Annotated in this window: 12 protein-coding genes; 4 read left to right on the forward strand and 8 right to left on the reverse strand. The window is 39.8% G+C overall.

Annotated elements, in window-relative coordinates:
* Position 1: 1 nt before the first annotated feature.
* From GTW09_RS08665 to GTW09_RS08685, 5 genes are read right to left on the reverse strand one after another with little or no spacing between them, the layout of a single operon-like run.
* A complete protein-coding gene (locus GTW09_RS08665; RefSeq protein WP_163111548.1) occupies positions 2-997 on the reverse strand; it encodes an NAD-dependent epimerase in 996 nt (331 codons plus the stop codon).
* Positions 998-1,007: 10 nt separating this feature from the next.
* A complete protein-coding gene (locus tag GTW09_RS08670; RefSeq protein ID WP_163111549.1) occupies positions 1,008-2,093 on the reverse strand; it encodes a nucleotidyltransferase family protein in 1,086 nt (361 codons plus the stop codon).
* Positions 2,090-2,944 carry an HprK-related kinase A gene (locus GTW09_RS08675; RefSeq protein WP_163111550.1) on the reverse strand — a complete coding sequence of 285 codons (855 nt, stop codon included), beginning with the start codon at positions 2,942-2,944 and terminating at the stop codon, positions 2,090-2,092. Before GTW09_RS08675 ends, GTW09_RS08670 begins: the two co-directional genes overlap by 4 nt.
* On the reverse strand, positions 2,941-3,177 hold the full coding sequence (locus tag GTW09_RS08680) for a hypothetical protein (protein WP_163111551.1): 237 nt from the start codon (positions 3,175-3,177) through the stop codon (positions 2,941-2,943). Before GTW09_RS08680 ends, GTW09_RS08675 begins: the two co-directional genes overlap by 4 nt.
* A 16-nt stretch (positions 3,178-3,193) precedes the next feature.
* Entirely contained in the window at positions 3,194-4,060 is an 867-nt protein-coding gene (locus GTW09_RS08685) for a hypothetical protein (protein WP_163111552.1), read from the reverse strand.
* A 231-nt stretch (positions 4,061-4,291) separates the two neighbouring features.
* On the opposite strand from GTW09_RS08685, the gene GTW09_RS08690 reads away from it, so the two are divergent.
* Positions 4,292-5,962: an FAD-binding protein gene (locus GTW09_RS08690; protein ID WP_163111553.1), complete on the forward strand. Its 1,671-nt coding sequence runs from the start codon at positions 4,292-4,294 to the stop codon at positions 5,960-5,962.
* Positions 5,963-5,976: 14 nt separating this feature from the next.
* On the opposite strand, the gene GTW09_RS08695 is transcribed toward GTW09_RS08690, so the two are convergent.
* Complete coding sequence (locus GTW09_RS08695) at positions 5,977-6,756, reverse strand: S1 family peptidase (RefSeq protein ID WP_163111554.1); 780 nt, start codon at positions 6,754-6,756, stop codon at positions 5,977-5,979.
* Positions 6,757-6,788: 32 nt separating this feature from the next.
* Between GTW09_RS08695 and GTW09_RS08700 the strand changes: the two genes are divergently transcribed.
* Together GTW09_RS08700 and GTW09_RS08705 are read left to right on the forward strand one after the other, a co-directional pair.
* Positions 6,789-7,538 carry a YdcF family protein gene (locus tag GTW09_RS08700; RefSeq protein WP_163111555.1) on the forward strand — a complete coding sequence of 250 codons (750 nt, stop codon included), beginning with the start codon at positions 6,789-6,791 and terminating at the stop codon, positions 7,536-7,538.
* A 110-nt stretch (positions 7,539-7,648) separates the two neighbouring features.
* Positions 7,649-8,479: a PEP-CTERM/exosortase system-associated acyltransferase gene (locus GTW09_RS08705; protein WP_163111556.1), complete on the forward strand. Its 831-nt coding sequence runs from the start codon at positions 7,649-7,651 to the stop codon at positions 8,477-8,479.
* Positions 8,480-8,737: 258 nt separating this feature from the next.
* Here the strand turns inward: GTW09_RS08705 and GTW09_RS08710 are convergent, their stop codons facing one another.
* On the reverse strand, positions 8,738-9,667 hold the full coding sequence (locus GTW09_RS08710; protein ID WP_163111557.1) for a hypothetical protein: 930 nt from the start codon (positions 9,665-9,667) through the stop codon (positions 8,738-8,740).
* Positions 9,668-9,816: 149 nt separating this feature from the next.
* Positions 9,817-12,531, reverse strand: coding sequence for a tetratricopeptide repeat protein (locus tag GTW09_RS08715; protein ID WP_163111558.1), 2,715 nt, complete (start codon positions 12,529-12,531; stop codon positions 9,817-9,819).
* Positions 12,532-12,753: 222 nt separating this feature from the next.
* On the opposite strand from GTW09_RS08715, the gene GTW09_RS08720 reads away from it, so the two are divergent.
* Positions 12,754-13,854, forward strand: a complete 1,101-nt coding sequence (locus tag GTW09_RS08720) for a GNAT family N-acetyltransferase (RefSeq protein WP_163111559.1) — start codon at positions 12,754-12,756, stop codon at positions 13,852-13,854.

The raw sequence follows: 13,854 nt of genomic DNA on the forward strand, positions 1-13,854 counted from the left end.
CCTAGTTTGAATAGTAACTTTTATACCACAGTGCAAACTTCTCTACCCCCTCTTCTATCGACGTCTTAGGTTGATACCCGGTCAATTCAGTCAATCGAGATACGTCTGCATAGGTATCTGGTACATCGCCCGGCTGTATAGGCAACAAGTTTTTACTTACCGTGCTATCAAACGCTTTTTCCATCAATTCGATAAAGCTAAGAAGATGCACTGGCGTTTGAGCACCTATATTAATTACTTCATATTTATCGCCAGAGATATTTGTGTTAGAACCTTTGCAGTCGACTCTATCTAACGACCTTACTACACCCTCAACAATGTCATCTATGTATGTAAAGTCTCGTCTATGCTCACCATAATTATAAACATCAATACTTCCTTTTGATGATATCGCTTTGGCAAACTTCATGGGGGCCATATCTGGTCTGCCCCAAGGCCCGTATACAGTGAAAAAACGCAGGCCGGTTGTCACTAAGCCATATAAATGGCTATAGGTATGTGCCATCAACTCGTTGGCTTTTTTGGTGGCGGCGTAAATACTAACCGGGTGATCCACATTATGCTTTTCAGAAAAAGGCATTTCTTTATTTGAGCCGTAAACAGAACTTGAAGATGCATAAACCAAGTGCGGAATATTGGTATGCCGACATCCCTCTAAAATGTTCATAAAGCCAACGACATTACTATCAATATACGCGTTAGGGTTTTCAAGAGAGTAGCGAACGCCAGCCTGCGCGGCTAAGTGAATAACGCCATCGAACTTTTGCTGCTCGAAAAGTGCAGCCATACCTTCACGGTCTTCCACACCCATTTCAATAAACGAAAAACGAGATGCGGCGCTCGATGACTTGATTCCGGCTAGCCGTGCATGTTTTAAATTCACATCGTAGTAATCGTTAATATTATCTATTCCAACAACCTCGTCACCGCGGTTAATCAAGTATTGAGATACGGCAGCGCCAATGAAGCCGGCTGCGCCGGTGACTAAAATTTTCATAACTTTCCTTTCAGTCGAAATGATGTTGACCAAGCAGCGAGCCGACAATCATTCGCCATAGTTTTACGCAAGTATGAGGGAGAAGAATTTTTAGAGGCATTTTTTTTAAATGACCGCGCACAACCATAATAAACGAACAAACCTTCGTAATTTTAGAGTCTATTAAATTATGTCGTAAAACTACAACGTGGATAAGGATATTTTTTACAAAAAGCTTTTGCCAAGAACTTATATTAAGCGTCAGCGCCAGATTGCTATAATAAGGTTTATTGTACTTGATTTCTAATAAGTAAAGGCTGAAAGCCAACTCGTCTTTGAACCCGTGCTCCTTTGCAATACTACATGCACTCTCTATTCTTTCCTCTTTACATGCTTTATCAACCAAACATTTAATATCCCAAAAATCTCTGAACGGCTTGTCATAGTCTTCATTATAAAAAAAATGGATAATACAGTGAATCAATCTCCATTCTATACAAAGGTACCCAAGGTCATCTGCATATTTCGCTTTCTTCACAATATCACTCACTGGCAATTGTTTACCAGTTATCGGAGGAATTAAAGTATGGTGTACGTCAAGAGTAGCTCCAGTACGTTGATGATAGAAGGGCGGAAGCTCATGACTCCACTGACGGTAATATCTATCGTCGTAATTCGAAATTTCTTTTTCATGCCACCCACATTTCTTTAACTGCTTTTCAACGTAGGGCAGAGAAGATTTATTTACTAATATGTCAATATCTGACATCAGTCTTCCGAAAGCATTTTTATCTTTCGCTAGAGCGTACGCGGCACCTTTCAAAAAAATGGGAGCTACGTTAATTTCGTTTAAATCACTGTTAAGTAAATATGCCTCATGAAGTACTTGTTGTTCTTGTCTTCTAGCATATGTTGATGCCGCTTGAAGGTGTTTCTGTGCATAACTGGAATTAATTTGTACATCGCACTCATCTACTATCGCCGCAAGCGTCGCTATCATATCGTTATACCGCAGTAGCCTGAGCAAATCTTGCCATTGGAGATCGTTTAAATTGCGGAGCGAGAAAGGGTTAACGAAACAAGTTTCGGCAAACTTCGATGAAATACAAAAAATCAATCTATTAACCCGTCTAAAAAAGGAGTTATTTGTTCAAAGCTAGAATATTTGACACTAAACCCAACCGATCGTTGAACTATCTCATTAACGGTTTTGAACCCACTTACACCCAATACACTGTAGTTAAAACTGTTTTTAACTAGCATTGCAAATAGTTGTACAGAATTCAGCTTATTAATTGTTAACTCAACACTCTCTCTGTATTTAGGTGAAATTACAGCGCATATTTTCTTCGGCTGAAGTTTTTTAAAATCGTCGAAAGTCGAAGTTTTTAAATGAGCTACTGAACCTTTCTGAGTTCCATTTGTTGTTGCGGAGAATACTGACTGTGGCGCTATGTCTTTTATGATATCAATGGAACGATTTTTCAAAGATGCGGGACGAAATATAGGGTTTACTGTGTTACTTTTTAAATCTACTATTGCCAACTCATCCGAAAACAACTTCCAGCCGTGTAACCCCAGGTATGCCGACAAGGTACTTTTTCCTGAACCCTGTGAAGCTGGGAGTATGATTGCCTTGCCTTTTTTTTCGACTACGGCAGCGTGAATAAGAAGGTGGTGATGGTCGGAGCTACCGATACACCAGTTCATCGCCCACTCAACAGAAGGAAGACAATTTTTAACAGGAACTGGGTTAAAAATACGCTGACTGTCTAGAAAAAAAGTCCTTTGGGGCCTAAACAAGCGCCTAAACAAACCGCTCGTTTGTAAGTCCACCGTGTAGTCAATGGGAACATCACTAAGGTCACAAAGCCCTTTATCGTAAAGAAGTTCAAGTTGTTCATGGAGATAATGAGGTAACCTAGTAAAGCGATATGTATATAGTCCAGTATCCAAATCTAGGTTCATGTTCTTATCAAAATACCCGAATTCTCTAATTGCAATAAAAAATTTTCCAATGCAGCATTACTTTTTGCAGCGTTTTCTGTTTTTTTCCAATCAATACTATTGTTCACGATATCTATATCTTTAGTGGAAGAGTCTGAAGAGAAAATAGTTTCGCCACTAGGTGAATCAAAGAACACAATGCCCGAACTATCAGGCATTAACTCATAGAAAATATCATCATTTAGCCTTGTCACCTAAACTCTTCTCACATTACAGTGGACACAATTTCGTCGTGTCTATTTGACCGTTGGTTTTAAACTCTTCGACATAAGGAATTTTCCCTGTCTCTCCAAACCTAATACTTGAGCTGCCATCGTCCCAGTATTGCGTAACTATCTCGCTTGATATCTCTAAGTCTTCTGGCACAGGAAACCTTGGAGTGCCATTTCTGTTTTCAGTACCGTTATCCAATGCACTTGATACTAAATGCGAGCCCCAAAAATCTTCGACAATGTCGTCATAGAAAGGATTTATCTCTGTATTCCAATCCGATAGGCCAAAGAATGCGTTCAGGTACATAGCCGCTAAGTCCATCTTGCTATCACCGGTCACCGTCTTTCCTAAGACATCTTGCAAGTTAAACACAACCTGCTCAACTGTGTCACCGTCTCCTAACGTAACTGTTGTATCTCTGATAAATTTCGCAACTCCGGCAATGTACTCAAGATTCATATCTTTGCCGTTATCACCGAATATCTTTACAATCGCATGCAGCGCGTGTTGAAGACCTATTGGAACTTCGTCGGCAGGTGCCTCAGATGTGTCCGCAATGCTGCTGGAACTTTTATAATTTTTGTTACCTTTGTTACCGTTTTTATCTTTGTTACTAGAACTTTTGCTGTCGGCTGATGCTGCACACAAATTAGGAAAAGCTAACTTTTTCCAGATACCGGGAGACCACCCGCCGGATATTTCGGGCACTTCGCAGGTCACGGCTATTACCCTAGAGCCACCAGAAATACCGGTCGCGTTGCATGCTCCCCAAACTGATTGAGCGGGCAAAGAACTTATAGCTACTCCGGCCCCTATTCTTTTAACAAACGCTCTTCGAGTATTTTTTACATCTGGTTCAGCCATGTCTAAATCCTTATCTTCTTCTTACCGATCAATATGCAAAATTTGCACCACAAAAAAAAGCATTAAAATACAAACTCTTTCGCAAAAGATAAATTAGAATCTTGATGAATTGTAAAATATTTGGACATAAGTATACGCCTCTGATGCGAGCTAGTAAATAATATTGAAAATTGCTTTTGTTTGTTTCAATGTTATCTTAAGTGGCATGTAAAAAGTCAATTTGAGACATTTATGAACAAGCTCATTAGTGCAATAAGAAGCCGGTTAAAGTTGACGGAAAAACAAGTTTTTGAAGTTGCAAACAATATGGTTACAGAGGCTTTCCCCCGCCCGCCTACGAATTGCATTTTTGTTAAAATAGAAACTAAAGAACAGATAGCCTTTCTCTTAGAACTAGCACACGAATGTGCTGACTCAGGCTTTCAACAGTTTTCTATCTATCCAATATCAACAGGTAGAAACTGGGGATATGGCTCTTCATCACCCAATATAACAAATACGATAGCCGTGGTCTTAGACCTATCCGGATTGAAAGACATTAAATATTTTGATGCAGAAAGCGGCATCGTTACCGTTACTCCTGGCGTTACACAACAGCAGCTTTACGACTTTTTGCAGGGAGAGCAAGCTCCCTTTATGGTTCCCGTTACAGGTGCAGGCCCTACAACAAGTATTCTTGGCAATGCATTGGAGAGAGGTTATGGCATAACCCCTGTCGCAGACCACTTCAGCGCTGTAACAGCAATTAAAGGTTTTTTAGCAGACGGGAGCTTTTACGAATCTTCGCTGCAAGCTATGAGCGATACAGCAACCGACAATTCTTCAGACTGTTATGTAGATAAGACTTTCAAATGGAAGCACGGACCTTATCTTGACGGAATCTTTACTCAATCTGGAAATATAATAGTTACTGAGATAACTATTGCACTTGCACGTAAAAAACCTGCTTTTGACTCTTTCTACATGAGGTTTTTTGGACAAGATAGCTTCGAAAATGCTTATGATATTGTTAAAGAAATTTTTAATAATCTAGAGGGTGTTGTCGGCTCGATTAACTTGATGGATAAACGCAGAGTATGCGCCATGGTTGCGGAAAACCCACAAGGTAAGGGCAATCATGCTGTGATGACAGAAAAGCAAGTGGACTATATTGCTAAAAAATACGACGTGCCAGAATGGACCATCGTGGGTACTATTTATGGGACAGAGAAAGTCGCAAGGGCAGCCAAAAAGGATGTAAAAGCTATTGCTAAAAGGAAAGCCGATCAAATTTTATTTTCGAGCAGCTTGCTAATTAAATTAGGGGTATTTGCAACACGTAACCTGCCAGTTAAAGCATTAGCCAACGCTAAAATTCAGTTAGAAAAGCTACATAAAGGCATGGATGTGATGCAAGGAAAACCAAGCGAAGTCGCACTACCTCTTGCCTACTGGCGTAATTCAAGGGTGTCACCGAATAATCGGCCTGAACATTTAAACCCAGCTAAAGACGGCTGTGGTCTTCTTTGGTATGCCCCGCTTGTTCCAGCTCGTACAGCTGATATGAAAAACTTTATCGATATGGTACGAAGTATCACCCCAAAGTATAATATCGAACCAATGATAACCTTTACAAACTTAAGCGGCATTTCAACAGATAGTACTATTCCAATCGTTTTTGATTTAGAAAACCCTCAAGCCGTAAGAGACGCGCATGCATGTTTAAATGAATTAGTTTCTAAAGGCCTCAAACAAGGCTTCATTCCTTACAGATTAAACATAAAACAACAGCAAGAATTAAACGCAAATAGTACATTTTGGAAAACTGCAGGAGAAATTGCACACGCATTAGATCCAAAAGGAATTATTAGCCCAGATCGTTACAATCCCTATAAAATAATTAAACCAACCGACCGCAAGTAACAACAGCGCTTTGCCTAGAGGTTTTGCTTTTCCATCAGTTTTAAAACATGGCGCACCGGAATTGCATAGCTTATACCGCTAGGTGCGGACAAAGCTGACTCTTTGCCCTGACTAACAAAAACTTTGTTAATTACGCCAACTACTTCTCCACTGCCCACATCGTAAACTGGGCTTCCTGAATTACCGGGATAAGCCGTCGCATCAAGCTGATAAACCAACTCTGGTTTCCGCAATCTATTCAGCATAGTCGCCGTTAACTTATTTGAATTTTGAACTGGAATAGCGTCTGGCGTAATAGCCGACACCATACCTCTGTGCGTTGCAGGATAGAGTCCAATAGCTGCACCTATCGGAAACCCAGTAAAAGCAACATCAAAACCTGGTTCCACCATCTTGCCCGAAGATAATACAGCACTGGTTAACTTCCCTTCAAAACGCAATAATGCAAGATCATGCAAAGGATCTATTTCTAAAATTTCAGCTTTGAATGCTGTTATTTGACGTCCCTGACCTGTTACAACCACATAATATTGGACAATTTGAGGATCTAAAATTTTCGACACTACATGATAGTTAGTAACAACATGCTTGCCATCTCCCACCACAAAACCTGTTCCTAACACCTGATTTCCACTGTTTTCGATTGGCGTATAAAGCCCAATAGCAACAACAGATGGAGTTACTTGCTTGATAACCTCAGAGAGCCCCTCTGATTTTGCATGACAAATAACTAAGGCGATTAGTAAAGATGCTGTTCGCATAGTTTTGTTAAATACAGTAACCTTACAACTCATGTAAACTCCTTTTTATATCATCTGGTCTGAATATGGATGTTCTGAAGCTTATCACTCTTCAACTTATTACGCCGCTTAAGCTAACACTATTATTATTATTAATTAGCGTGATACTAAACTTCCTTTCGAGACAATATGTAGCAAAGCTCATAAGGAATGTAGCCATATTTTGGTTATTGCTTTGGTCTCAGCCATACGCAAGCGACGTACTTTTGCATTTTGTGGAATACAAGGCAGATAACCGTCTGGCTCGGCAAAACCAGAAGCCTGACTATATTTTTGTTCTCGCGTGCTACTACAGTACACAGGGCGACGTTTCTGATATTAGCAGGTGGCCCGAGTGTTCGTTACAACGAAATGTGGAAGCAGCTAGACTTCATTTCAAAACACAGGCACCTGTGATAATTACTGGTGGTAATTTTCTCCACAATAAGGCAGTTAATTATAGCCATGTAGCAAAGCAATTTTTTCTTTCAATGGGCATTGAACCAAAGCATATAATCACGACTAGTAAGGGTACCAACACCCATGAAGAAATAATTTCCGCAAAACATTACCTTAATAATAAGAATGTATGGGTAGTATCCTCTGCTAGCCATATCCACCGACTACAACGGGAGTTGTCGGGCATAACGTCTTTCACTACATTCTTCCCCGTTGACTATCATAGCAAGGGAGACCTAAGCCCCTATTTAACCCTTCCATCACAGAAAGCGCTTGAAAATGCTAGGGTTGGTATTTACGAACTTATGGCAAGAGTTAAATTTATTCTTACTTTTTAATTATTTAAGATAGAAATCTTATACTAATTAATAGCGCGTTAATTATGTATTAATGCGCGTAAAATCTGCTAAGCTAAAACTAAATATAGACGCAACTAAAGACGAATAATATGCGTGGCTCTAAGCAGACCAATATATTGGAGAAAGTTTCAGCGCTTGTAGGTAAAAGTAATAAGCTAGGCAAGCTCATCTCTGGCTACAGCAAGCTAAAAGAGGCTAACTACATCTCGTCTCACTTTTCTACTTATCTAACTCCAACTGTCGCTAATTGTGACGAGTTAAGGAGAGAGGTTTTTCGAATACGCCATAATGTTTATTGCGAAGAACTTAAGTTTGAACCTATTAGAGAAAACGGACTTGAACAAGATGAGTTTGACCCTTTCTCTATGCACTGTTTAATTCAACATATCAGCTCAAGAAACTATGCGGGCACCGTAAGAATCGTCAGACCCACTGAGCAAGGTCAAAAGCTACCTATAGAAAAATATTGCCTAAACTCAATAACTGACGATAAGTTAAACCCAGCAAATTTCGCGAGAGAGGATATATGTGAAGTTTCTAGGTTAGCAGTTCCGCGAGCATTTAGACGACGCCAGATGGATAACCATGACGGTGCTGCTATAGGTATTATCAATCAACACTCTTATTCAGAAACAGAGATGAGGTGCTTCCCATTTATTGCTATAGGTCTTTATTTCGCGGCTGCGGGGATGGCTCTAGAGCAAGACATAAAGCATGCGTACGTGATGATGGAGCCGAGATTAGCGAGAAGCATGGGGTTTGTAGGGATCAAATTCAAGCAAATAGGGCCCGTAGTAGACTACCATGGTTTACGTGCACCATATTATATAAACCAAAATCTTCTTCATACCAGCCTGTCACCAAGCTTTGCAAAAATGCTGGTTGATATCAGAGCAGGTCTCAGCTCGGAGCATTGCTGAAAAAATATTGAGTTGACTACATATTAAGTCGGATAAACGCGGACCCTATTGTATTATTTGGTTTTGAAATTACGTTACCCGATTAAGAATTCCACGGAAACTTTGTAATCTACTCAAGCACCAAGATTCATCTCATCGAAAATTTTAGAATACCTGAAAGTGTCAAAACCAATAAAAAGACCAGCTCTAACGCTGGTCTCAAAAGAGTTCTTTAAAATCGACTGGATACAACTTTAAAGTAAATGTGAATATAAAGTATTACTTATGCTTACGACGACCGAACATTGCTAAAGCGAACAATGACACTCCAAAAATTCCGATTGTTGACGGGGCTGAAACTTTAGTTGTCAATTCACCCGTAGCTGCATCCGAATAAGGAGAGCTAGATGTATCACTGAACTGAGCGCTGGAACTATAAACAAAATCGCCCATAAAATCATTTGTATCAAGCGCATTGACAACGTCTGATTTACCACCGACTATTGAGATATTCGCTCCTGGAACAGTTCCAGCAACAAGACTTCCAGAAAATGGAAACGAATCGAATGCGAAAGACCCCCAAAGCTCTCCATCCTGAGCCTCCTCGTACCTTGAATACGCTGTAGAATTGACAGCACCAAAGGCGGCAGGTCGCGTACCCGGAACTGTGACTGGTATAGTCGAGCCATCAGGTAATGTGGCATCCACAACTGTTCCCGATAGGTCCTCATAATAAACATTAAGCCAAGCTGTAGAAGAGTCAAAAACCCCCTCTGAGATTACCCTTAAACCACCAAATGCGAAAGTAAGCTCGCAGTTGCTTACACCGTTTACACAAAAAGACGGGGTTTCAGTTTGACGTCTACCATCCGAAAATGAATCGAATCTACCAACGCCCGATAAATTGACCATTGCGCCAGAGTCAAGTGCTAAACCTACCTCACTAGCGAATACACCTGGCGCAACTTCGGTATCGCGAGGGTTTAATGCTAAAGATGAAGACGCGGTTATTGTTGATACGTCAAAACCATCATGGTTCTCTGTGCCATACACTCCCGATGTAAACCACTGCTGAAAACTGAAAGAAGCAGAAAGGCCATCTACAGTTCCAAAATCAAGAGTATCCCACTGAATGCCACCAGCAGACTCTACTGCTGATACGCTTGCAGAGCTCAGTGTAAATGCAATCGCTAGAGCAATCTTTTTCATAAGTAACCTCATTATTGGGTTTTGTTAATTTACATAAAAACCTTAGCAGTTACCATGCCACAAAAAAAAACACTTCCCTAACAGAGACTTAAAGAATTAACAACCAGAGAAAACTTGAACATGTAAAATAAACTGACAGCAAAAAATTATTAAAGACGCTGCCATTTTTTGTTAACAAAAGCTCGTTCTCTCCCAAAAGACTCCTTAATAAGATCAGCATGGGACTCAAAGCCTAACTCAATCGCTCCACTATACAGTACTTTTAATTCACTCTCATCGGAAAGGTTGTTCAACACACCATCCCTAAGCGCTTTAATGGCAGCCGACTTTCGACCACTCTCATACAAGAATTTCGCTAATTGCACACTATATCTTGCAACGTTAGTCTTTGCTGCTTTTTCCGTGCTTTTCAACGCATTTTGCAAATCTCCAATGCGGTAAAATGCCTCTCCAAGATTTGCATAAAGAACTAGAGAGTTGATACCAAGCTCTTCCATATCCAAGTAAATATCTATTGCCTTCTTTACATCGCCTACCGATAAGAAATACTCTGCAAAACTGTGTAAGCGCTTTTCATCTTTTAATTCTAATTGCTGATAAGAGTTAGCCATTATCTCAGTAGCTTCAGCAGCACGGTTTTTTAGAGTTAATAACTTACCTAGTGTTACCGCTGTCAGATAAGTTGGGGTTAGGTTATGAGAAGAGATTAAATATTTAATCGCCTTATCATATTGCTTCATCTCTATGGCAATCTCACTTTCAAAAAGCTTTACAAGCGATGTGGGAACAGACTTTTCGGCAATGCGCTCTATTTCAATTAAAGCCTTGGAGTAATCACCTAGATCCTTATACAGTTTGTAAAGATAAACGTTTATTCTAGGATCGTTATTGAAATCTGACAGCACGCCTTGACCAAAGTCCACTGCTTCTTTATATTTTTTATTTGAAGCAAGCACCCCTAATTTAGCCAACGCTGCAGCTTTTGGAGTATCGCCAACGCTTCTCCATTCATCCGAAACCCTCAATGCGTTCTCGAAATCGCCTTCCTCCAACAACAAATTTATCAGCAATTGGAAACCAGAAACTGGCAGATTGCTCTGATTCCCCTCCAAGAATTTGATTGCATCTAGTCGCGCCCCCTGATTTGCCAGCGCAACTCCGAACTCGGTTATAAGTTCATTCTTTTGCTTTGATTGTGACAACTCTTGTTTGAATTGCTCAACTAATTCAGATGACTCGTTTAGAAAAAGAAGGGCTACAGTGTCAATTGATATTTGCCTATTTGAAGGGTCATCTTTTGCAAGAGCATACGCCGTTTCAAAAGCTTCTTGAAGCTCACCGAGTTCATAAAGCGACAAGAATAGTACTCTTTTCGCCAGTTTTGAGTCTGCATCTTCACCAAGTTTTGATTGTGCGTATTGCCTCGCGGAGGCATAGTTTCCCGCATACATTTCAACCAGAGCGGCAATATCAGCTGCTGAAGCTCCATACTCTTTTATTAGATTTCGTCCCATTTCCCTTGCTTGAGTAATTTCTCCTTTGTCGAGGAGGTTTTTAATATTGAGGTACTGAGATATAGATGAGCCCCCTCTTTCACTCATCATTAAGTTAAGATTTTTTGCCGCCAACGGAAGGCCGTTCTTTGACTTCAGGACTTCAAGCTGAATAACTTCCTCGAGGTTTTTTTCTGCATCTTCATAGCTAGAAAGGTATTCATCATATATTTCAACTGCATCACTCCCAAGCCCCTTGAAATCTAGGAAGGTTGCAGCTCTTTTTACGTAGGGAGATGCAAGAACATTGTCATTTGATATTACTTTTTTTATAGACTCGAGCGCCTTTTCATTTTCACCTAGTTGCAACTGAGTCTCAGCTAGCAGTGCTAAAGCTGTATTGCTTTTATTTCGAAGGTAAGCAGTTTCAAAACTAGAATATGCGGTCTCCCATAACTTCAATTGAGAAGCGACTATGCCATGTAAAAGCCAAACATCGCCAGAATCTAATCCTCCATTTATTGCAGTCTCAAAGTGGTTAATTGCGACTGTAAAATTTCCGTTCTCCGCTTCCATTATTCCTGTAAAATAGTTTACCCAAACGGATTTGGGAGAACTTTTAAGCCATTCATTAAGCCTTAACTCTGACGCCTCTTCATTACCTGACACCAAGCCAATTTCTATAGCATTCATTGCCACACTTGGAACTTTAGGCCATGCATCAGCGACTTCGTTTACTAAATTAAACGCATGTTCGTATTTGCCCAAAAATCTGAAAATAGTGCTCTTGAATAACTTATATTCATAGTGAAAAGCTTTCGGAGTCTCCGAAAGTGGGGGGAGCATTTCTAGCGCTCTCTCGTATTGGCCCTCAAAATAACTACTATACGAGTTAAGCAACTGAAGCGAAGTTGTACTGCTATGACGACGAGCTTGAATCAGATTTTTTTCCACTCCGGCATCAAGCTGCTTCGCAGCTAAAAAATCAACAAGAGTTTCGAAAGGGGTTAGCTTTCTTTCAAGTGAGTTAATAACTAATAAAACGCTCTCATATTGTTTCTGATGGTATAGTGACATCTGAAGTGTCAAAATTACTTCTGATGAGCTATCCCCTAATTCTACAACGCGAGTTAGTTGAGACACTGCCCCCCCTAAATCTCCAACTTTAAACAATAAAAATCCCAATGTTTTTCTAGCGGCGATATCTGAAGGTGAGTCTTGAACTAATGACTTTAGTTCGACGATAGCTCTCTTGTCATCGCCGCTTTCAATAAAAGCTTCGGCTTTTTTCAAGCGCTCTTGTGGCGTTGATGGAGAACATCCGATCAGCAAAGAAAAAAATGCCATAGCTAGAACCGTTTTTATTTTCACTATTTGACTCCAGTTTTATATGTAGGGGCGCGAACATTTAATCAGATTAAAAATTTCAGAAACGTAGAATGTCACGACTTTCTGTTAAATGCGAATAATATACAAAACTTAATCCACCACAAATCCAGTGAACTTTTCGCTATCATAAGCTTTTGCATGTGCCAACTTGTTATCTTTGTTATCGTTATAAGCCTTGATTTTTGTGTTTTGATACCTGTGATTATGAAAGAATTAGATGAAAGAGCTCGTATATGCGTAGACTTAGTAAGTGGATTGAAAAGAGACCAAGCTCTGAAATATTGGAAAATAATATCAAGAAAAAGTAATTTAGCGTCACCTTTCCTCTCATACAGCTGGGTTAATGCGTGGATAAACACTTTAGCAGAAGTCCCGCTCGTTGCCTTATTAAGGAAGGATAACGAAGAAATTGGCATGTGCTTCCTCGGGGTACAGAAGCATAGTTATTTTGGACTGAAAATTCGAACGGCTTTTTTAAACCAAGTTGGAAATGAAAAAACGGACCAGATTTGGATTGAATACAACGGCGTTATTTGTTTGAGTGGATTCAGGGATTTGTTTTTCCGAGAACTTTTCAAGGAACTAGCCAGAAATGGGATAGATAGACTCATCATCTCCATGACCGAGAAAGAAATTTCGCAAACCATATTAAAACAATCTCAACTTTTTGCTAAACATATCAGCACGATTGGTTTCGTAGCGCATTTATCAAAAAGTAAGGATGTCTTGTCTAGCCACTTTATCTCTAAAAACACACGAAATCAGATAAAAAGAAGTAACAAAAAAATTGAAGACTTATATGGCCCATTGACAATTCGCAAAGGTGTTACATTCCAGGAAAAAATTGAGATATTTGAAAAACTTGCAACAATGCACCGCATTCAATGGGGACATACAAGAGAAGGAAGTGGCTTTAATAACAGTTATTTTACTCAGCATCACATGACTCTGCTGGAAGAATCAGACTTTTTCGAATTAGTAGAAGTCAAGGGGGGTGAAACAGTTTTGGGTTGCGCTATAAACTTTTTATTTGATAAGACGGTTTACTTTTACTGCTCTGGCATCAATCATCAAATATCTACAAAACACATAAAGCCTGGATACTCTATGCATAGTATTCTAATGGAGTTTTATCGCAAACAGGGGTTTGAAAGGTATGATTTCATGGGTGGTGACGCTCAATATAAAAAAAGCCTAAGCGATACACAGGTAGATTTCATTTCAATTTCAGCCCCGCTAGCAACTCAAAAAGGTCGCTTGATCTCATTATATTACAGGTTAAAAAACCTTATTTCTGTAAAGTAA

It is taken from the genome of Alteromonas hispanica, from assembly GCF_010500915.1.
GTDB lineage: Bacteria > Pseudomonadota > Gammaproteobacteria > Enterobacterales > Alteromonadaceae > Alteromonas > Alteromonas hispanica.